Origin of the sequence: Flavobacterium sp. UBA2787 (assembly GCA_002352205.1) — a bacterium.
Lineage (GTDB): Bacteria > Bacteroidota > Bacteroidia > Flavobacteriales > Flavobacteriaceae > Flavobacterium.
In genome coordinates, this window is the sequence record DEHZ01000002.1 from 199444 (window position 1) to 219699 (window position 20256).

Below are 20256 nucleotides of genomic sequence, written 5' to 3' on the forward strand. Positions count from 1 at the left end.
AAGAAGACAATTACATTAAGGTTATTAAGTTATGAACCGAATAAAATTTAATTAAGGTTCAAGTGTTTTAAAACACTCATTAACCAGAGGTTTAACTGATTTTGTAATGTTATCAGTATAAAAATTGATTAACAATCCTTGCGGTTTTTCAAGCAAGCTCATATATGTTAATAATTGAGCTTCATGAACAGGAAGTAAATTTTCAATCGATTTTATTTCAACAATTATGGTGTTGTTTACAATTAAATCGAGTCTTAATTCCGTTTCAATCAATATATCTCTATACTCTAATTTAATTTTTCTCTGGGTTTCAACATAAAAACCATTGTACTCTAACTCTTTTTGAAGGCATTTTTCATAGACTGATTCAAGTAAACCTGGCCCCAATGTTTTGTGAACGGTAATCGCACAGCCAACAATATCATAACTCAATTGGGTTACTTCTTTTTTTGTCATATTGATAAAATCAAATATGGAGTTTAGGTTGTTACAAAAATTTAAACTTAATTTTCTTAATGAAACAACCTTAACTCCTTAATGTTAAAGCTAAACCGTTACCAAACTATTCGGTTCAACCAAGATTTCTTTTCCTTTTACAAAAACAGTAATTGGTTTGTTTCCTTCCAGAGAAAATTTCGTTTCATTAGATTGAACAGAAACTTTTAAAATTTGATTTCTGAAATTAATTTTAAACGAATATCCTTTCCACTGTGTTGGAATTTTTGGTTCAAAATGTAGGGTTTCATTTTTAACCCGCATTCCACCAAAACCTTCTACTATACTCATCCATGTTCCGGCCATCGACGTGATATGTAAACCTTCGTGCACTTCTTTATTATAATCATCTAAATCCAAACGAGAAGTTCGTAAATAGAACGTGTATGCTTGTTCCATTCTATCCAAAACGGCAGCTTGAATTGAGTGGACACAAGGCGAAAGCGAACTTTCGTGAACGGTAAATGGTTCGTAAAAATCAAAATGTTTCTCTAATTGTTCTTTTGTGAAATGATCTTCAAAGAAATAAAACCCTTGTAAAGTATCAGCTTGTTTGATATAAGGCGAACGCAAAATTCTATCCCACGACCATTTTTGGTTAATAGGTCGCTGACTTTTATCCAAATCAGAAACTTTTACTAATTCTTTATCTAAGAAACCATCTTGTTGCAAATACACATCATGTTCTTCCGAAAAAGGAAAATACATATTATCGGCAACTTCTTTCCAATGGTTAATTTCAGCCACAGAAAGTTTTACTTTATTTAAAATTCGTGTATAATCCGATGTATATTCTTTTTCAATTTTTTGAATTTGGTCGATCGTATAATCAATACACCATTTTGCAATATAATTAGTGTAAAAATTATTATTTACGTTATTTTCATATTCATTCGGACCTGTTACACCTAAAATTACATATTGATTTCGATAGGTAGAGTAGGTGGCTCTTTGATGCCAAAAACGAGCTATTCCGATTAAAACTTCAAGACCTTTTTCAGGAATATAGCTGTAATCTCCAGTAAAACGGTAATAATTAAAAATAGCAAAAGCAATCGCACCATTTCGGTGAATTTCTTCAAACGTAATTTCCCATTCGTTATGGCATTCTTCGCCGTTCATAGTCACCATCGGATACAAAGCAGCTCCGTTTTTAAAACCTAGTTTTGCAGCATTTTCAATCGCTTTTTCTAAATGATTGTAGCGATAAGTCAATAGATTTCTGGCTACTTGTTGGTCTTTGGTTGCCATATAAAAAGGAATACAATAAGCTTCCGTATCCCAATAAGTTGATCCACCATATTTTTCGCCGGTAAATCCTTTTGGACCAATATTTAAACGAGAATCTTTCCCTAAATAGGTTTGATTTAATTGAAAAATATTGAAACGAATTCCTTGTTGAGCTTTCACATCACCATCGATGGTAATGTCACTCATTTCCCAAATTTTTGCCCAAGCTTTGATTTGGTCTTCTAATAGTTGGTTGTAACCGATGGAAATTGCTTCAGATACAACTTTTTTAGCTGCTTCTTCTGTATTTTCATGGTTCATCGAAACCGTGTAACCACCTATTTTTTGAATGGTAGCTGATTGGTTTTTGGCAATTGAAACTTCATACGAAAATTCAATTTTATCATTGGAAGACGTAACGTTGGATGGAGATGCATTTACATTTTTCCCATCCACCAAAATCATGTTTTGCATAAAAGTGGTTGCCGTGAAATGTGTTTTGAAGGTTCTTGCGGTTACAAAAGCTTCGTTTCCATTATTTTTTACATGTAATGGTTCCCAAAATTTTTCTTCCCAGTTGGCATCTTCGTTGTGAACACCAGCATCAATATATGGTTTGAAAACAATCTTAGCATCCTGATTTAAAGCAGTAACTTGATAATTAATTACACCCACTTCATCCAAATCTAATGAAAGAAAACGATGAACTTGCACTTCAATTTCAGTTCCGTTTTGAAGGGTTGCTGTAAAAGAACGATGATACCAACCTTCTTTCATATTCAACTCTCTACGAAAATTTTTCACTGCTGCACAATTGGCCAAATCTAAATTTTCACCGTTAATTTCGATGTTAATACCAATCCAATTTGGAGCATTAAGCACTTTGGCAAAATATTCGGGATAACCGTTTTTCCACCAACCCACTTTTGTTTTATCGGGATAATAAATTCCGGCAATATAACTTCCTTGGAACGTTTTTCCGGAATAATATTCTTCAAAATTTGCACGTTGTCCCATCGCACCGTTTCCAATGCTGAACAAACTTTCGGAAGACTTAACCAGGTCTTGTTCAAATCCTTCTTCAATAATCGACCAGTTATCTGGTATGATATAATCTTGGTTCATTAATTTTAGTTTAAAGTTTCAAGTTTCAAGTTTCAAGTTTTTGTTGAATAATTTCAAAATCTTGATAACATTAAAATTTTACTATTTATTTATTAGGTTTTGTATAAAATTCAAATCGATGTGTGTAAAATCAGGAAATACGAATTGAGCTTCATTTAAAATACTTTCTTCTCCAATTCCAACACTCGTCATTCCGGCAATATTTGCGGCTTGAACTCCGGCAACAGAATCTTCAAAAACGATACATTTTTCGTTTGAAAAATTCACTTTTTTGGCTCCTTGAATAAAAACTTCCGGATCCGGTTTGGCATTTGATACATCGTTTCCATCCACAATAGCATCAAAATAATCAATAATTTTTGCTTTTTCTAAAATTGGTTTTGCGTTTTTACTGGCAGAACCCAATACGATTTTTTGGTTGTTTTCTTTAAGATAAATGAGAACCGGTAAAACTCCCGGCAAGATTTCACTTTCGTCCATATTCACCAAATAGGAAAGATAGTCTTCGTTTTTTTGAACGAGCCATCTGTTCTTGTCTTCCTGAGAAGCTTCCATATTTCCTAAGGCTAAAATGAGGTCGAGTGATCGAACACGACTTACACCTTTTAGTTCTTCGTTGTGTTCGGGCGTAAATTCGATTCCAAGTTGGTGAGCAACCTTTTGCCAAGCTAAATAGTGATATTTTGCTGTATCAACGATTACACCGTCGAGGTCGAATATGAAACATTTTTGATTCATTAGTTTTGTACTACATCATCCACATCTTTTACTTTGTAAACTAAGGCTGCGGCAATTAAAAAACTGACACCGCTAGTTACTAAAGCAAAAATGGCATGATCATTATATAAATATTTAACAAGTAATCCTCCAATGAGGGCATTAATAATCTGCGGAATTACGATAAAGAAATTGAAAATTCCCATGTAAACTCCCATTTTCTTAGGTTGAATTGATCCGGCAAGAATGGCATAAGGCATTGATAAAATACTCGCCCAAGCAATTCCGACACAAATCATCGAAAAAATTAGTGCATCTTTGTTTGGCATGAAGTACACAGATATTAAACCGATTCCACCAATAATTAAAGAAATTGCATGTGTTTTCTTTCGTCCAATTTGTTTCGCAATATATGGAAGTGTAAAAGCAAAAATCATCGAAACGAAATTGTAAACCCCAAAAAGAATTCCAACCCAATTTCCAGCATCATCAAACAATGGGTTTTTCACATCATCTGATGCCAAACCATAAATATGTTGAGCAATAGCTGGAGTTGTAAATACCCACATTCCGAAAAGTCCGAACCAAGAAAAGAATTGCACCATACTTAATTGTCGCATAGTGGTTGGCATTTTGGCAAAATCTTCAAAAATGTCTAACAATCTTGCTGGTTTTTCATCACCAATCGCATCTTTATGAGCTTTTTCGTCTGTAAAATTTTCTAATTCTTGTGGCGAATATTCATGTGTAGTAATTACAGTAACCAAAATGGTAATAATTAAAATGGCTGCACCAATAACGAATGACCAAATTAAATCATTTGGAATTCCGCTTTCGGTTTCGCCTGTGGCACCAGCCCATCTTAAAAAAGAAGGAAGAATGGAACCGACAACAGCTCCCATTCCAATTAAAGCTGTTTGCACACTAAAACCTAGTGTTCTTTGATCAGTTCGAAGATTGTCTCCAACCAAAGCACGAAAAGGCTCCATCGCAATGTTAAAAGAAACATCCATAATCATAAGCATTCCGGCACCAACCCAAAGAGCAGGTAAAAATGCTATGAAAATTTCAGACTGTGGCATTAAAATTAAACCAACCGATGCAAGAACAGCACCAAGTAAGAAAAACGGTTTTCTCCTTCCAAAGCGACCCCAAGTATTATCGCTATAATGACCGATAATTGGTTGAACAATTAATCCAGTGAGTGGAGCAATAATCCAAAACCACGAAAGTTCGTGAACATCGGCACCAAATTTTTGAAGAATTCTACTGGCATTTGCATTTTGAAGGGCAAAACCCATTTGTATCCCCAAGAAACCGAAACTCATGTTCCAAATTTCCCAGAAACTTAACTTACGCTTTTCCATTATCGTAATTAATTGATTAATAATACGATAAGCGGTTTATGGCTTATCAAAACTTAGGTTCGAAGTAAAAATACAAGCTTTGATAATTAGTACAAATATAGTTTTTTTTTAAAGCGAAATTATTTTTTTAAAAAAATTATGAAAGTCATTTTTCTGATTTATAATTTTCAAAGTCAATAAAATCAATGGTTTACAGTTACTACAACGTTGGCGTAGATTCTCTTTCGACCAAATGAGTTTCTATAACTTCTGTTCTGTAATGTTCGTCATCTTCGTCTTCACTTTCCAACCTTTCAATCAGCATTTTCGCTGCTTTTCCGCCCATTTTTATTCCGTTTTGACTCACGGTTGTAATGCTTGGGGAAGAATATTTAGAAATAATTCCGTCTGTAAAGCCGATAACAGCAATATCTTCCGGAATTTTTAAACCTATTTTTAAAGCTGCTTTGATAGCGGTGACAGCAAAAAGTTCGTTTACTGCAAAAATAGCGTCGATTTTTTGAGTGTTGATTAGATTGTCAATCGCTTCATCACAATGTTCAATATCTTCAATTTTAAGAATTAAATTCTCATCAATTTTAATGTCATTTGATTTTAAAGCTTTCAGATAACCTTCGGTTCTCAATTTTCCAACGCTGACATAATCTACAGTAGTTATTAGAGCTATTTTTTTCAAACCTTTATCGATAAGCGTTTGAACCGCTTGAATGGCGGATAAATTATCATCAATAATCACCTTATCACATAAAATATCATTGGTAACGCGGTCAAACATCACCACGGGCATGCCTTGATTTATAACTTCCGAAATATGGTGAAAATCGCGTTTTTGTTGTGTTTCTTTTGATAGTGACATAATGAATCCATCTATACTTCCGTTGGCCAACATTTCCATGTTGATGACTTCTTTGTCAAAGGACTCGTCTGATAAACAAACTATTACGTTATAGCCGTGCTCATTTGCCACATTTTCTACACCACTGATTACGGTAGCAAAAAAATGATGTACAATTTCAGGGATAATAATTCCAATTGTTTTAGTTTTTTTATTTTTTAGGCTAAGTGCAATGTTGTTAGGCTTGTAGTTGTATAATTTAGCAAAAGCTTGCACCTTTTGACGGGTATCTTCGCTTATTTCGGCACTGTCTTTTAATGATTTTGAAACGGTAGAAATGGAAACATCTAATTCTTTTGCAATTTGCTTTAATGTAACTTTTCTTTTCATGTTTTTTTGGGCTTATTAATGATTTGCGAATAAAGATAAATTTTATTTTTTAGAATCGGAATTTTTAGCTTAAAAATAAGCATTATTGTAAAAGTTTTCAACACGAAAACGTTTTCGGAGGCTGTTTAACAAATGTTTATTCAAAAAGACAAAAATTTTACTTAAATTTAACATTCGAAGTCAAAAATACAAGCAAAAAACACAATTTTTAACCTAAACAAACTGTATGAAAACAATTTCTAAAAAGTTGTTATTTTTATTGCTACTACTGCCGCTAAGTGTGCTGGCTCAGAGCACTGTAAGTGGTGTTGTTACCGACAAATCGTCTGGACAACCCTTGCCGGGAGTAAACGTAATTATTAAAGGTACTACAAAGGGTACTACAACCGATTTTGATGGTAAGTATATGCTGTCAAATGTGAATAGTGGAGAAGTGATTGAGTTTACATTTATTGGTTACAAAACAATAGATGTGCCTTACTCTATTCAAAAAACAATTGATGTTTCACTTGAAGAAGAAGTAGATAATCTTGAGGAGGTTGTCTTGATTGGTTATGGTTCAGTTAAGAAAAAAGACGCAACTGGATCGGTAACTCAAGTGACTTCTAAAGAATTTAACAAAGGAGCTATTGTTTCTGCTGATCAGTTATTAACTGGTAAAGCTGCTGGAGTAAGAATTACTTCAAATGGTGGTCAGCCGGATGCTGCACCAAACATCAGGATCCGTGGTGGTTCATCTATTAGTGCCAACAACAATCCATTAATTGTGATTGATGGAATTCCTGTAGACAATGTTAATCCAGCAGGTGTGGGTAATCCATTGTCATTAATTAACCCTAATGATGTTGAGAGTTTTACAGTATTAAAAGATGCTTCCGCAACTGCTATCTATGGTTCAAGAGCATCAAATGGTGTTATTATTATTACCACCAAAAAAGGTTCAAAAGGTGCTCCAACATTCAATTATTCCTCTAACTTTTCTTTTGGCCAAGTTGGTAAAAAAATTAATGTGATGAATTCAGGGGAATTTGTGAGATTTATTCAAGAGTATCACCCGTCTTTTACCAATCTTTTGGGTGTTGCAGATCCTGACGCACCTTTAGGTACAACAGATGATTTAGCAACTCCGCAAATTGAAGGAAGAATTATTTATGATACGGATTGGCAGGATGCTATTTTTAGAAATTCTTTTTCAACGGATCATAATTTCAGTGCGAATGCTAATTTAGGTGGAAAAGTTCCTTTTAGAGGATCTTTTGGTTACACTAAAAACGAAGGATTGGTGAAAACAAATGATTATGAGCGTTTTACTTACTCTTTGAAATTTACACCTACACTTTTAAAAGATCATTTAAAAATTGATTTCAATTTAAAAGGAATTCACAGTTTAAAAAACAACATCGATGAAGGTGGAGCTCTTGGTGGATCAATAAATATGGACCCAACAAAACCAATATATGATAATTCTCCTTCTAATATTTTTGGAGGATACTATCAGGATTTACTCTTAAATGGAAATAGAAATATACTAAATGGACAAGCTAATCCATTGGCATTACTTGAACAACAAAGTAATCCTCAAAAAAATCAAAGATTGTTAACGAATGTTGAGTTTGATTATAAAATGCATTTTCTACCTGAATTGAGAGCTATCGTAAACCTTGGTTTGGATGCATCTCAATCTTTAATAAGACAAAATTTTGGAAACAATTCAATTGCTACTTATAGGTTTAATCAAGGAACAGACCCTAATACAAATTATGTGTTTAATCCAGGATTGAATTATTTTGAGAAGCAAAGAATTACCAACACAACTATGGATGCTTATTTAGCCTATGGCAAAAGGATGGAAAATAGTATTATTACTAATATTGACGTTCAAGGAGGTTATTCTTATCAGAATTTCAAAAATGATGGATTCAGTGATCGTTTTAGATATAACATAGACTCTGGTATTAGAGAACCAGAAATAAATGAACAAAATCCGACTAATAGATATTACAATGTATTAAATCTTCAGTCTTACTTCGGAAGAATGAATTTGGATTTAGTTAATAAATATTTATTTACTTTCTCATTAAGAGCAGATGGATCTTCATTATTTAGAGAAGAGAATAGATGGGGTTATTTTCCAGCAGCAGCAGTTGCTTGGAAAGTTAAAGAAGAAACTTTTTTAAGAGATTCCAAAGCGGTAAACGATTTGAAAATCAGACTAGGTTGGGGTAAAACTGGACAACAAGATATTACTGGAATTGTGGGATACTATCCTTCTATTCCATTATTTGGATTAGGAAGTAATGCCAGTCAGTACTTACCGGGTTCTAATCTATATTCTGCAATACCTTTTAACGAGGATTTGACATGGGAAAAAACAACATCGTATAACGTTGGTATTGATTTTGATTTGTTTAAAAATTCTTTTTTAACTGGTAGTTTAGATTTCTATTCCAGAGAGACATCAGACCTACTCGCAAGAGTCGATTTACCACCTGGACAAGGGCTAACAAACGCTTTTGTAAAGAATGTTGGTAATACGGATAGTAAAGGTTTTGAGCTTAATTTAGGATTAAAGCTTTTGAAAACAGAAAGTGCAAGTTTGGAATTTAATTCTAACATGGCCTACAACTTTTCAGAAGTTACAAATTTAGAAGATGTTCAATCTATTCAAGCCGGTGAGTCAAGATTACCTGTGCAAACAGGTCTATTCTTGGCAAACCATGCAGTAGGTCAACAGCCTTATTCAGCTTGGGTTTTTCGTCAATTATATGATGGCTCAGGAAATCCTGTTGTTGGAGCTTATGTAGATAGAAACGGAGATGGACAAATTACTAATGAAGATAGATACTATAAGGCATTAAGACCTAATTGGACATTTGGATTTGGATTTAATTTCAATTATAAAAATTGGGATTTAAGTTCAAGTTTTAGAGGACAAATTGGTGGTCAAGTTTATAATTCTAGAAAACTTACCTCCGGTTGGGTAGATAGAGCTCTTCCTGTAAATAATAACAGCTTGAGTAACGTCTTGGATTTTTATTCGGGAGAAGCAGATGATAATTTTATAAATATAAATGGTAATATTCCATTATCTGACTATTTTCTTGAAGATGCTACCTTCTTGCGTTGTGAAAACATTATCTTAGGATATCGATTTAATAAATTTTATAAGTCAACATCATTGAGAGTTTATGCGGCTTTAAATAATCCATTTATAATAACAAAATACTCTGGTCAAGATCCTGAGAATTTTAACTCAATTGATAATAATTTCTATCCTAGACCAAGAGTATATACTGTTGGATTAAGTTTTGATTTTTAAAAAAAATAAATATGAAAAAAATTAAGTTTTACGGATTAAGTATTCTGCTTTTGGCCGGATTGTCTTGTTCAGATGATTTGGATACCGTGCCAAAAGTAGAGTTGTCATTGGATCAACTTTTACAACAAGATCCCAATGCGATTGATGGTATTATGTCAAAATTATATGGCTCTTTTGCGTTGTCAGGACCAAATGGACCAGGAAGTTCTGATATATCTGGTGATGATGCTGGAGAATCTCCCTTTTTAAGAGGTATTATAAATCTGCAAGAGTTTACAGCAGATGGTATTAAAAACAGATGGGGAGATGATGGTTTAGACCAATTAACTACAACATCTGGTTGGGATGCTAACAATAAATTCTTCAGGTATTTATATAATCGAGTTTATTACACTGTTCCACAATGTAATAATTTATTACCTGTTCTAAATTCTATTGATTTTCCTGAAAAAGATCAAGTCGTTGGAGAAGTTAAATTTTTAAGAGCACTTGCATACTTTTACATGATTGATTGTTTTGGAAAGGGTGTTTTGGTTACTGAGGAGAACTCAAGCTCAGGTTCTCCATTGCCACAATCTAGTCGTCAAGAATTATTCGATTTTGTTGAAGCAGAATTATTGGATGCCGAAACTAAACTTCCTGATAACAATTCTTATGGTAGAGCAAATAAATCTGCGGCTAGAATGTTATTAGCAAAATTGTATATTAATGCTGAAGTTTACACTGGTGTCGCTAGATACGATGAGGCTTTAACTTATTCTAATAAAGTTATTACGGAAGGGAACTATTCTTTAGACCCTAATTTTGTTAGAATATTTTCTGGAGATAATCATACTTCACCAGAAATAATTTATCCATTAATTGCTGATGCTTTGGTAAGTCAAAGTTATGGAAATACTACTTATATTGTAAATGGAAGTTTAAATCCAGAAACAATGAATTTGGCCGACTACGGAGCAACTGCAGGTTGGGGTGGACACAGAGCAACCAAAGCATGGTATGGTTTGTTTGGTAATTTGAATACCTCTACAGACATAAGAGCTTCACTTTTTTGGACAGCAGGTCACACTTTTGAAATGAACGACTACAAAGAGTGGAACAATGGTTATCCATCAATTAAGTTTAGAAATTCTAATTTTGGATCTTCTTCAGGTCAAACTGAATTTTCAGGAACAGATTTCCCATTATTTAGATTAGCAGATGCTTATTTAATGTATGCAGAGTGTGTGGTTAGAGGAGCAGCTGGCGGAAATCTTACGCAAGCAGTAAATTATGTTAACCAAATTCGAACAAGATCTAACGCTAGTGAAATTACACCAGGTGCATTAACACTTGATTTTATCATTGAAGAAAGAGGTAGAGAATTAAATTTTGAAGGTCACAGAAGAACAGACTTAATCAGATTTGGTAAATTTACTGGCGGTAGCTATTTATGGCCTTGGAAAGGAAATAATGTTAATGGGACATCTATTCCTAGTCACTACAACCTTTTCCCAATCCCCCAATCTGCGATTGGAGCAAACCCTAATTTAACACAAAACCCAGGATATTAATTTAAAAAAAAATAGAAATGAAAAAAATATTAAAAAGCTTATCATTTGCATCACTTTTTTTGATTGCAGTGTCATGTGAAAATGACGATTTTTCTGTTGCAACTGCTACAGGAGGACCTGAATTATTAACCCCTGAAAGCGGAAATGAGTACAACCTCTCTCCAGAGAATACAGAGGCAGAAGCCACAACATTTGTTTGGAATCATGCTGATTATGATGTTCAAACGGAAGTAAATTATGTGCTGCAATTTGCACTGGCGGGTACAGAATTTGCGGCAGTTTCTGAAATTGGACCATCTACTCAACGCTTTAGAAAAGTAACTGTTTCTGAAATGAACGCTGCAATGTTAGAAATTGGAGCAGTACCTTTTGTTTCTTCAAATATAGATGTTAGAATTAAAGCATATTTGGGAAGTAATGATTCAATGCCAATGTATTCAAATACAATTAGCTTGGCTGTAATACCGTTTACATTAGACTTACCACAGTTGGCTGTTCCTGGTAACCACTTGGGGCCAGATTGGGATGGTGGACCCTCGGTTGCACCAAGGATTTCTGCATCAGCTTTTGGTAAAACTGATTTTGAAGGATATATGTGGCTTGAGACTCAGTTTAAATTTGTTGAACCATTAGATGGAGTTTTTGAATGGGGAAATAAAGATTGGGGAGACAATGGTGATTTTTCAGGGATCTTAGCACATGAAAACGAATCTAATTGCGTAGCAACTCCCGGATATTACAGAGTAAGAGCTAACACTGGTGAAGTTACCGCAACAAATCCTGACGGTTTAACGTATTCAACTGTTCAAGTTAGCTGGGGAATTATTGGTGCAGCAACACCTACAGGATGGGATTCTGATACTGATTTAATATATAATCCTACTACAAAAAAACTAGAATTAGCCAGTATATATATGACTCCTGGTCTTTTTAAATTCAGAGGGAATAATGCGTGGAGTAATGGTTTCGATTTTGGAACTGTGGATGAAGATGGATTTCTATTAGGTGGTGGAGACTTAACATTTGATGGTCCTGAAGGAAATTATAAAGTTATTTTAGACTTGTCTAATCCAAGACAATATACTTATGAGTTAATAGCTCTTTAAGAAAGTTAATTAAATAAAAAGGGCTGTATTCCTACAGCCCTTTTTTATCATTTAAAATTACTACTATGAAAAGAAATTATTTTTTTACTTTTTTATTAACCTTTATTTCATCACTATCATTTGGTCAGGTAACAATAACGCCGGCATCATTTAATGTTGATGATCAAATTACTATTACAGTTTCTACTGCTGCTCAAGCTTGTAATCAAATAGCACCCAATCCCACTAAAGTATATATGCATGCCGGTATTGGAGACGATACAAATGCTTTTGGTTTTGCTGTTATTGGAAATTGGGGTCAAGATGACAATATTGGTTTAATGACGAATAATGGAAATGGTACATGGTCAATTACTTTGACACCAAGTACTTATTTTGGTATAAATGCTACTCAACAAGCAAATGCTACTAAGTTAGGAATGGTATTTAGGAATGCTAATGGAGCTCAAACATTAAAATTACCTCCTTCTTGTGGAGATTTTATTTTTAATGTAGGAACTTTTCAAGTTAATTTAACTTCTCCAGGTAATAACAGTTCTACAATCATTAATTCAGGCGGGAATATTTCTGTTGCGGCTACAAACACCGGCGGAAATGCTAGCTATGTTTTAAAAGCAAATGGAGTGACTATTAATACAAATGCTTCAACTTCAAGTTATGCATTCAATCATACAAATATTACTTCTAATCAAAGTTATGAGTTACAAATAACATTAGGCTCCTCAACAATTACAAGAAGATTTAGTGCAGTTGTAAATCCAGGAACAATTTCACAAGCAATACCAACCGGATTAGAAGATGGTATCAATTATAACCCATCCGATCCAACAAAAGCAACTTTGAAATTGAATGCTCCCGGAAAAGATTTTGTGTATGTTGCAGGAAGTTTTAATAATTGGCAACCTGATACTTCATATGCAATGAAAAGAGATCCATCAACAAATATTTTTTGGTTAGAATTAACCGGATTAACACCGGGTCAAATTTATACTTACCAATATTGGGTAGTTGATCAAACCCCTGTTGCAAACTCACCTGTTTTAGTCAAAACAGCTGATATGTATTCAACATTAGTTTTGTCTCCTTTTGATGATCAATGGATACCAGAAGCTACTTATCCAAATTTACCGCCTTTTCCAGCAGGTCAAGAAAGAGAAGTAACCGTACTACAAACCGGTCAAACTCCTTACAACTGGAGTGATGCTACTTTAAATTTTGTAAAACCAAGTAAAGATAATTTAGTAGTTTATGAAGTTTTAGTAAGAGATTTTGATGCAAATAGAAATTATCAAGACCTTATTAATAAAATTGATTATTTTAAAGATTTAGGAATTAATGCCATTCAACTTATGCCTGTTATGGAGTTTGAAGGTAATGAAAGTTGGGGTTATAATACCTCTTTTCACATGGCATTAGACAAATTTTATGGAACACCTGCAAAATTTAAAGAATTTATAGATGTATGTCACCAAAATGGAATAGCAGTTATTTTAGATGTAGCTTTAAATCATTCTTTCGGAAGAAATCCAGGAATCAGAATGTGGATGAATGATCCTGAAGCTGACGGTTGGGGACCACCTTCTACTGACAACCCTTATTACAATACAACAGCTAGACATAGTTATAGTGTTGGGGACGATTTTAATCATCAATCTGCATTAACTCAATATTACACAAGAAGAGTTATCAAACAATGGGTTGAAGAATTTAAAATCGATGGCTTTAGATGGGATCTAACCAAAGGATTTACCCAAAATTGTACCGGTGGTGATGACGGATGTACCAATGCTTATCAAGCAGATAGAGTACAAGTTTTAAAAGACTACGCTGATTATTCTTGGAGTTTAGATCCAAATCATATTGTAATTTTTGAGCATTTAGGGTCTGACAACGAAGAACAACAGTGGGCAAATTACAAATTAAACGAAGGTAAAGGAATTTTGATGTGGGGAGAAATGTATACACAATACAAAGAACTTGCCATGGGATTTGCTACCCAAAATATTACTAGAATGGGGCATGTAAGCAGAGGTTTTGCTGGAAAAAGATTGATTGGTTATCCGGAAAGCCACGATAAAGACCGTTTAATGTATGAAGCAATTACCTATGGAAATGGTGGAGGTTCAGCACCTGTTAATGGAAACCTGACTAATGCTTTAGCAAGAATGGGAGCTATAGGAGCAACCAGCATCTTAGTTCCAGGACCAAAAATGATTTGGCATTTTGGAGAATTAGGTAATAATCAATCCATTTATACCTGTCCTGATGGCTCTATTAATGATGAAGGTTCGTTTTTGCCGGGCGATTGTAAATTAGATACCAAAGAACAAGTTCAGTGGACACAAAATTGGCTTTCAGATCCAAGAAGAACAGCTATTTATGACGACTGGGCAAGAATGATTAAATTAAAAATCAACGAACCGGTCTTCAATGGAGAATACTCAATTAGTCCAAATGGTAGTAATATTCGTCAACGAATTTATGTTTTCGATAATTCTTTACCTGCTTCTCAATTAAAAAATGTAGTGATTTTAGCTAATTTTTCAGTTGCAGCCCAAAACATTACCCCAGATTTCCCATACACGGGAACTTGGTATAATTTGATGGACGACACTCCAATTACTGTCACAAACACTACAACAGCTATCAATCTTCAACCAGGACAATTCAGAGTTTATGGAAATCAACCTTCCACTTTGTCTACCAATAATTATGAAATGAATTCTAACGTGACGTTGGCTCCAAACCCAACTTCTAGATCGTTTACTATTTCAGTTGCTACAACAAAAGTTGAAGTTTACTCTGTAACAGGACAATTGGTAAAATCATTCAATAATTCGTTTGATAACAACTATTCTTTTGATGTAAGTGATTTAAACAAAGGAATTTATTTTGTTAAAGCAGCCGATGAAAACGGAAGTGAAAAAACGATGAAGTTACTCAAAAATTAATATTGAGAGTTAGTTAATTATATTACAATGCCATTAAACCCAGTTATTTAGCTGGGTTTTTTGTTTTTTTAAAACTATTGTAAATTCGGTACGAATGATTTAATTTCGTGCTATGAAAAAGTCAATAAAAACAATCGTTTTTAAGGTGCTAAAAATAACAGGAATCACTTTAGTAGTATTATTGTTGTTGCTTTTTTTGTTGCCTACACTTTTTCCCGAAACCATAACGAACAAGGTTAAGTCTTTTGCAAACGAAAAGCTAAATGGAGAATTAAGCTTTAAAGAAACCAATCTTTCTTTTTTTACTCATTTTCCTTCATTAACCTTAACTTTAGATGAGTTTTTATTAAAAGGTTCGGCTCCTTTTCAGAAAGATACTTTAATTTCTGCTAAAGAAATCGCATTCGGAATTAATGTAAAATCTATCTTTTTTGATGAAAAAATTAAAATTGACAAAGTCTTTGTTGCAGATGGGTTTATCAATATAAAAGTGAACAAAAAGGGTCAGCCTAATTACAATGTGTATGTTTCAGCAAGTAATGAAGAATCGACAGACTCAACTTCCGCTTCTATAAAATTGGAACGTATAGACATAAAAAAAATACGATTGAATTATGAAGATCAATCTGCAAAAATGCTCATCAAAGCCAAAGAATTTAATTATTTGGGCAAAGGAGATTTACACGAGTCAATTTTCGATTTAAAAACCAAAGCTCAAATTGAAGGCTTCGATTTTTCATTTGGAAACGAAGATTATTTAAAAAATAAAAATGTAAACGCAGAACTCATTACCAAAATAAACACCAACTCTCTATCCTTAATTTTTGAAGAAAATAATTTGATGATAAATAAACTCCCGGTTGAATTTAAAGGGAAGTTAGATTTCTTGAAAAATGGATACGATTTAGATTTCAATGTAAAATCACAAAACAGTCAACTTAATGATTTTTTTACGGCCTTACCGCCACAATTCATTACTTGGCTAACCAAAACAAACATCAAAGGAAAAACTGATTTGCTTTTTTCGTTAAAAGGGAAATACATTGCAGAAGAAAATAAAAAACCGGATATTCACTTTAATATGAAAATTAGAGATGGATTTATTTCATACAACAAAGCACCACTTCCTGCGGAGAATATTTTCCTGAATTTTGACACGAAATTACCTTCTTTAGATACAGAAAAGCTGGTTTTAAAAATAGATTCCATCTACTTTGATGTTGGAAAAGATTTTTTCAACGGAAATGTAAAAGTTAATGGTTTGTCAAGTCCAAAGATTGATGCCAGAATTCGATCAAAGTTAGATTTAGCTAAATTGGATCAGGCTCTAGGAATTGAAAATATCGATTTAAAAGGAAGTTTTTCTGCTAACATAGTTTCCAAAGGAGAATACAACAAGGAAAAGAAAAAATTTCCCGAAACGAGAGGTAATTTAGAACTTAAAAATGGTTTTGTAAAGTCACTCTATTATCCAAATCCTATTAAAAATATCAATTTTAAAGCCGTTGCAAACAATGCTACAGGCCAACTCAACGATTTAACTTTACTAATTTCTCCCGCTTCATTAGAATTTGAAGAAAAACCTTTTAATCTGTATGCATCACTTCAAAATTTTGAAGATATTGCCTATGACATCAAAGCAAAAGGCGAATTAAACATCGAAAAAATCTACAAAGTTTTTTCGAAAAAAGGATTAGGTGTAACCGGTTTTGCTAAAATGGATGTGGCATTTAAAGGTAAACAAAGTGATGCTTCATCAGGCAAATATGGCAATTTGAATAATAATGGAACATTAGAACTTAAAGAAATTAAGATTAATTCTGAATTTTTACCTAAACCATTTATAATCAGTGAAGGGTTGTTTATATTTAATCAGGATAAGATGAATTTCAATAATTTTATCGCTTCCTACGGGCAATCTGATTTCAAAATGAATGGTTATATGGAAAATGTCATCAATTTTGCACTTTCGGATAGTGAGATTTTGAATGGCAGTTTTTCTGTTGATTCCGATTTTATTCAAATTAATGAATTCATGGCTTTTGCAAATGAAACACAAGAAGCAAAAGACATTACAGATCAAAGTGGCGTGGTCGTAATTCCATCTAAATTTAATTTTGATTTGAATGCTAACGTAAAAAAAATCAATTTTGATGATTTGAGTATCGAAAATTTGGTAGGAAAAGTAAATGTTAACCAAGGAAAATTGTTCCTACAAAACACTAGTTTTTCATTAATTGGAACAAAAGTGAGTATGGATGCAGTTTATTTCCACGAAACGCCAACCAGAGCTGATTTTGATTATAAAATTAGAGCCAACGATTTTGATATAAAGCGAGCTTACAATGAAATTGCACTATTTCGTGAAATGGCTTCTGCGGCAGAATATGCAGAAGGAATCGTTTCATTAGACTACAAAATTTCCGGAAAATTAGATGGAAACATGACGCCTGTTTTTCCTTCGTTAGTTGGAGGAGGAACACTTTCTGTTAAAAATGTAAAGATGAAAGGATTTAAACTATTCAACGTAGTTAGTCAAAAAACAGAAACAGCCGCTTTAAAAGATCCGGATATTTCCAAAATCGACATCAAAACAACAGTAAAAAATAATTTGATTCAAATTGAGCGGTTCAAATTTAAAGCTGCCGGTTTTAGACCCAGAATTGAGGGAGAAACGAGTTTTGACGGAAAAATTAATTTGAAAATGCGAATTGGTCTTCCGCCATTAGGAATCATCGGAATTCCAATAAAAGTTACCGGAACACAAGAAAATCCCGAAATTGGTATCGGTAAAAAAACTGAAGATTTAGAGGAAACCGAATATGTGGAAGGAATGGAGTTAGCAAAACCCGTAGTCAAAACCACAACAACTTCAATTGTCTCTGATGAATTGCAACCTCAAACAGTAAAAGATTCGCTAGAAACGGATTAAATCAGAATGTAGTAAAAACAAAAAACCCGAATATTCCTATTCGGGTTTTTGTGGTACCTCCAGGGATCGAACCAGGGACACATGGATTTTCAGTCCATTGCTCTACCATCTGAGCTAAGGTACCTTTTGCAATTTTGAGCATTACTGCTTGTTGATTGCGGGTGCAAATATAGAACGATTTTTATTTTATACAAAACAATTATTAAAAAAAATCTATTCGTACCTTCGTCGGCAGAAATGTAAACTATGGTTTTAGTTGTTGATATAGGAAATACTAGAATTAAATGTGCTGTTTATGAGCTTAATACACTCATGGAGTCTTATGTGTTTACTGATGAAGTAGCTGAAAATAATTTTAAAAATATTTTTTTCTCGTATCCAAAAATCACTGATTTAATCATTTCTTCAGTTGCAAAAGATTTAAATTTTGATTTGCAAACACTCTCAAACACTCTAAATGTCCACTTTGTTTCCAATTTAGATAGTTTTCCTTTTCAAAATAAGTATGTTACACCAAAAACATTAGGAGTTGACAGAATGATTCTAGCAGCCGGAGCAACACTGTTATATCCAAATCAAAATCGTTTAATTATTGATGCAGGAACATGTATTACTTACGACTTTGTAGATGAAAATGATAATTATTGGGGAGGAGCTATTTCGCCAGGATTTAGACTTAGGTATGAATCGTTACATCAGTTTACAGCGAAATTACCATTGTTAACACTTGAAGAGCCTATTGACTTAGTTGGTAACTCAACAAATCAGTCCATTCATTCGGGAGTAGTGAATGGTTTAATCTGTGAAATGGATGGCTTTATAGACCGTTATAAACAGCAATATGAAAACTTTACCATAATTTTAACGGGAGGAGACACTGTTTTTTTGGCAAAAAGATTAAAAAATACCATATTTGCCAATTCAAATTTCCTTTTGGATAGTTTGAATAAATTTTTTCAATATAAAATCAAAAATGATTAAAAAAATTCTGATAGGCTTTTGCTTATTTTTATCAGCAGTAACGTGGGCTCAGGAAGGTACAGCTTCTCCTTATTCTTTTTACGGAATTGGAGATGTAAAATTTAAAGGTGCTGTAGAAAATCGTTCAATGGGAGGTGTTAGTGTGTTTAGCGATTCAATTCATGTAAATTTACAAAATCCGGCTTCGTTTTCACATTTAAAATTTACAACCTTCGCAGTCGGAGCAAATTATAATAATGTAAAATTAAAAACTGATGCAGAGTCAGAAAAAGCAACAAGAACAACTATTGATTATTTAGTGGTCGCTATGCCAATATCTAAGAAATTTGGTGCGGCACTTGGTCTTCTTCCTTTTTCATCAGTTGGATATAAAATTGAAAACGTTAATGAAGATTCCTCTCAACCAAGTTCAAAATATTTTGGGGAAGGTGGTGTGAATCGATTTTTTGGTGGACTGGGATATAAATTTAATGATAATTTGAGCATTGGTGCCGATATAAATTATAATTTTGGAAATATTTCAACAAATTCAGTCGAATTTATTCCTGTCATTCAATATGGCACAAGAGAATTAAACACGAGTAGAGTAAGAGGTGTTAATTTTAATTTTGGTGCAATGTATAATAGAAAAATCACTGAAAAATTAACCCTTTTTGGAAGTTTGGCCTATTCACCTGAGGGTTCTTTGAATATTGATAATGAAAGAAATATTACTACTGTTTTAGTGACAACAAATTTTGCTGTAATTCCCCAAGAAGACGGTATAACTCAAGTGAGCACATCAAAACTTAAATTGCCTTCAAAATATGTTTTTGGTGCGGGTATTGGTGAAGTTAGAAAATGGGCAGTTGGAACTGAACTTACTTTACAACAAACGAGTAATTTTGGAAATCGTTTTAATGATATTGATAATGTGGAGTATGAAAATTCTACTAAGTTTAGTTTAGGAGGATATTATATTCCTAAATATAATTCATTTAATAGATATTTGGAAAGAGTTACTTACAGAGCAGGTTTTAATTATGAAAACACCGGTTTAATCATAAACAATGAGTCAATAAATAATTATGGCATAACTTTTGGTTTAGGTCTACCACTTGGGGGAAGTTTTTCAAATATCAATGTAGGTTTTGAGTATGGAAAAAGAGGAACAACCAATGCCGGACTGGTAGAAGAGAACTACACCAATGTATTTATAAGTTTATCATTAAATGATAGATGGTTTGTTAAAAGAAAATATGAATAATACAGAAAT

The 20256-nt window shown here is 33.3% G+C and carries 12 protein-coding genes and 1 tRNA gene; 7 read left to right on the forward strand and 6 right to left on the reverse strand.

All coding sequences use genetic code 11. The annotated features are described in order from the left end of the window. Nucleotides 1-51: 51 nt before the first annotated feature. From B4N66_RS01260 to B4N66_RS01280, 5 genes are all read right to left on the reverse strand, one after another. Entirely contained in the window at nt 52-456 is a 405-nt protein-coding gene (locus B4N66_RS01260; RefSeq protein ID WP_291091930.1) for a GxxExxY protein, read from the reverse strand. Between the two features lie 90 nt (nt 457-546). After that, complete coding sequence (locus B4N66_RS01265; protein ID WP_291091931.1) at nt 547-2850, reverse strand: glycoside hydrolase family 65 protein; 2304 nt, start codon at nt 2848-2850, stop codon at nt 547-549. Nucleotides 2851-2931: 81 nt separating this feature from the next. Beyond that, the gene (gene pgmB, locus B4N66_RS01270) at nt 2932-3588 is read right to left on the reverse strand and encodes a beta-phosphoglucomutase (protein ID WP_291091932.1); all 657 of its coding nucleotides are present in this window, start codon (nt 3586-3588) and stop codon (nt 2932-2934) included. Continuing rightward, on the reverse strand, nt 3588-4934 hold the full coding sequence (locus tag B4N66_RS01275; RefSeq protein WP_291091933.1) for an MFS transporter: 1347 nt from the start codon (nt 4932-4934) through the stop codon (nt 3588-3590). The genes pgmB and B4N66_RS01275 overlap by 1 nt, the downstream gene beginning before the upstream one ends. 199 nt (nt 4935-5133) lie before the next feature. Continuing rightward, nucleotides 5134-6159 (reverse strand): LacI family DNA-binding transcriptional regulator, encoded by a 1026-nt coding sequence (locus tag B4N66_RS01280; RefSeq protein ID WP_291091934.1) that lies wholly within the window; start codon nt 6157-6159, stop codon nt 5134-5136. A 226-nt stretch (nt 6160-6385) separates the two neighbouring features. Here B4N66_RS01280 and B4N66_RS01285 point away from each other — a divergent pair, with 226 nt between their 5' ends. The 5 genes from B4N66_RS01285 to B4N66_RS01305 all read left to right on the forward strand — a co-directional run bounded on the left by B4N66_RS01285 (nt 6386) and on the right by B4N66_RS01305 (nt 18020). After that, the gene (locus B4N66_RS01285) at nt 6386-9478 is read left to right on the forward strand and encodes a SusC/RagA family TonB-linked outer membrane protein (RefSeq protein WP_291091935.1); all 3093 of its coding nucleotides are present in this window, start codon (nt 6386-6388) and stop codon (nt 9476-9478) included. Nucleotides 9479-9489: 11 nt separating this feature from the next. Then, nucleotides 9490-11031 carry a RagB/SusD family nutrient uptake outer membrane protein gene (locus B4N66_RS01290; RefSeq protein ID WP_291091936.1) on the forward strand — a complete coding sequence of 514 codons (1542 nt, stop codon included), beginning with the start codon at nt 9490-9492 and terminating at the stop codon, nt 11029-11031. 17 nt (nt 11032-11048) lie between these two features. Next, nucleotides 11049-12137 (forward strand): SusE domain-containing protein, encoded by a 1089-nt coding sequence (locus tag B4N66_RS01295; RefSeq protein ID WP_291091937.1) that lies wholly within the window; start codon nt 11049-11051, stop codon nt 12135-12137. A gap of 65 nt (nt 12138-12202) precedes the next feature. Then, nucleotides 12203-15088, forward strand: a complete 2886-nt coding sequence (locus B4N66_RS01300) for an alpha-amylase family glycosyl hydrolase (RefSeq protein ID WP_291091938.1) — start codon at nt 12203-12205, stop codon at nt 15086-15088. 112 nt (nt 15089-15200) lie between these two features. After that, nucleotides 15201-18020 (forward strand): AsmA family protein, encoded by a 2820-nt coding sequence (locus B4N66_RS01305; RefSeq protein WP_291091939.1) that lies wholly within the window; start codon nt 15201-15203, stop codon nt 18018-18020. 51 nt (nt 18021-18071) lie between these two features. Here B4N66_RS01305 and B4N66_RS01310 read toward each other — a convergent pair. Beyond that, a tRNA-Phe gene (locus tag B4N66_RS01310) sits at nt 18072-18144 on the reverse strand. Nucleotides 18145-18266: 122 nt separating this feature from the next. On the opposite strand from B4N66_RS01310, the gene B4N66_RS01315 reads away from it, so the two are divergent. Together B4N66_RS01315 and B4N66_RS01320 are read left to right on the forward strand one after the other, a co-directional pair. Next, on the forward strand, nt 18267-19001 hold the full coding sequence (locus tag B4N66_RS01315; protein ID WP_291091940.1) for a type III pantothenate kinase: 735 nt from the start codon (nt 18267-18269) through the stop codon (nt 18999-19001). After that, complete coding sequence (locus B4N66_RS01320) at nt 18994-20247, forward strand: OmpP1/FadL family transporter (protein WP_291091941.1); 1254 nt, start codon at nt 18994-18996, stop codon at nt 20245-20247. Before B4N66_RS01315 ends, B4N66_RS01320 begins: the two co-directional genes overlap by 8 nt. The last annotated feature ends 9 nt before the right edge of the window (nt 20248-20256 follow it).

Coding starts and splice junctions, on each gene's coding strand:
- B4N66_RS01295 (WP_291091937.1), top strand. CDS start 11,049: ATGAAAAAAATATTAAAAAGCTTATCATTTGCATCACTTTTTTTGATT.
- B4N66_RS01275 (WP_291091933.1), bottom strand. CDS start 4,934: ATGGAAAAGCGTAAGTTAAGTTTCTGGGAAATTTGGAACATGAGTTTC.
- pgmB (WP_291091932.1), bottom strand. CDS start 3,588: ATGAATCAAAAATGTTTCATATTCGACCTCGACGGTGTAATCGTTGAT.
- B4N66_RS01300 (WP_291091938.1), top strand. CDS start 12,203: ATGAAAAGAAATTATTTTTTTACTTTTTTATTAACCTTTATTTCATCA.
- B4N66_RS01315 (WP_291091940.1), top strand. CDS start 18,267: ATGGTTTTAGTTGTTGATATAGGAAATACTAGAATTAAATGTGCTGTT.
- B4N66_RS01305 (WP_291091939.1), top strand. CDS start 15,201: ATGAAAAAGTCAATAAAAACAATCGTTTTTAAGGTGCTAAAAATAACA.
- B4N66_RS01265 (WP_291091931.1), bottom strand. CDS start 2,850: ATGAACCAAGATTATATCATACCAGATAACTGGTCGATTATTGAAGAA.
- B4N66_RS01260 (WP_291091930.1), bottom strand. CDS start 456: ATGACAAAAAAAGAAGTAACCCAATTGAGTTATGATATTGTTGGCTGT.
- B4N66_RS01290 (WP_291091936.1), top strand. CDS start 9,490: ATGAAAAAAATTAAGTTTTACGGATTAAGTATTCTGCTTTTGGCCGGA.
- B4N66_RS01280 (WP_291091934.1), bottom strand. CDS start 6,159: ATGAAAAGAAAAGTTACATTAAAGCAAATTGCAAAAGAATTAGATGTT.
- B4N66_RS01285 (WP_291091935.1), top strand. CDS start 6,386: ATGAAAACAATTTCTAAAAAGTTGTTATTTTTATTGCTACTACTGCCG.
- B4N66_RS01320 (WP_291091941.1), top strand. CDS start 18,994: ATGATTAAAAAAATTCTGATAGGCTTTTGCTTATTTTTATCAGCAGTA.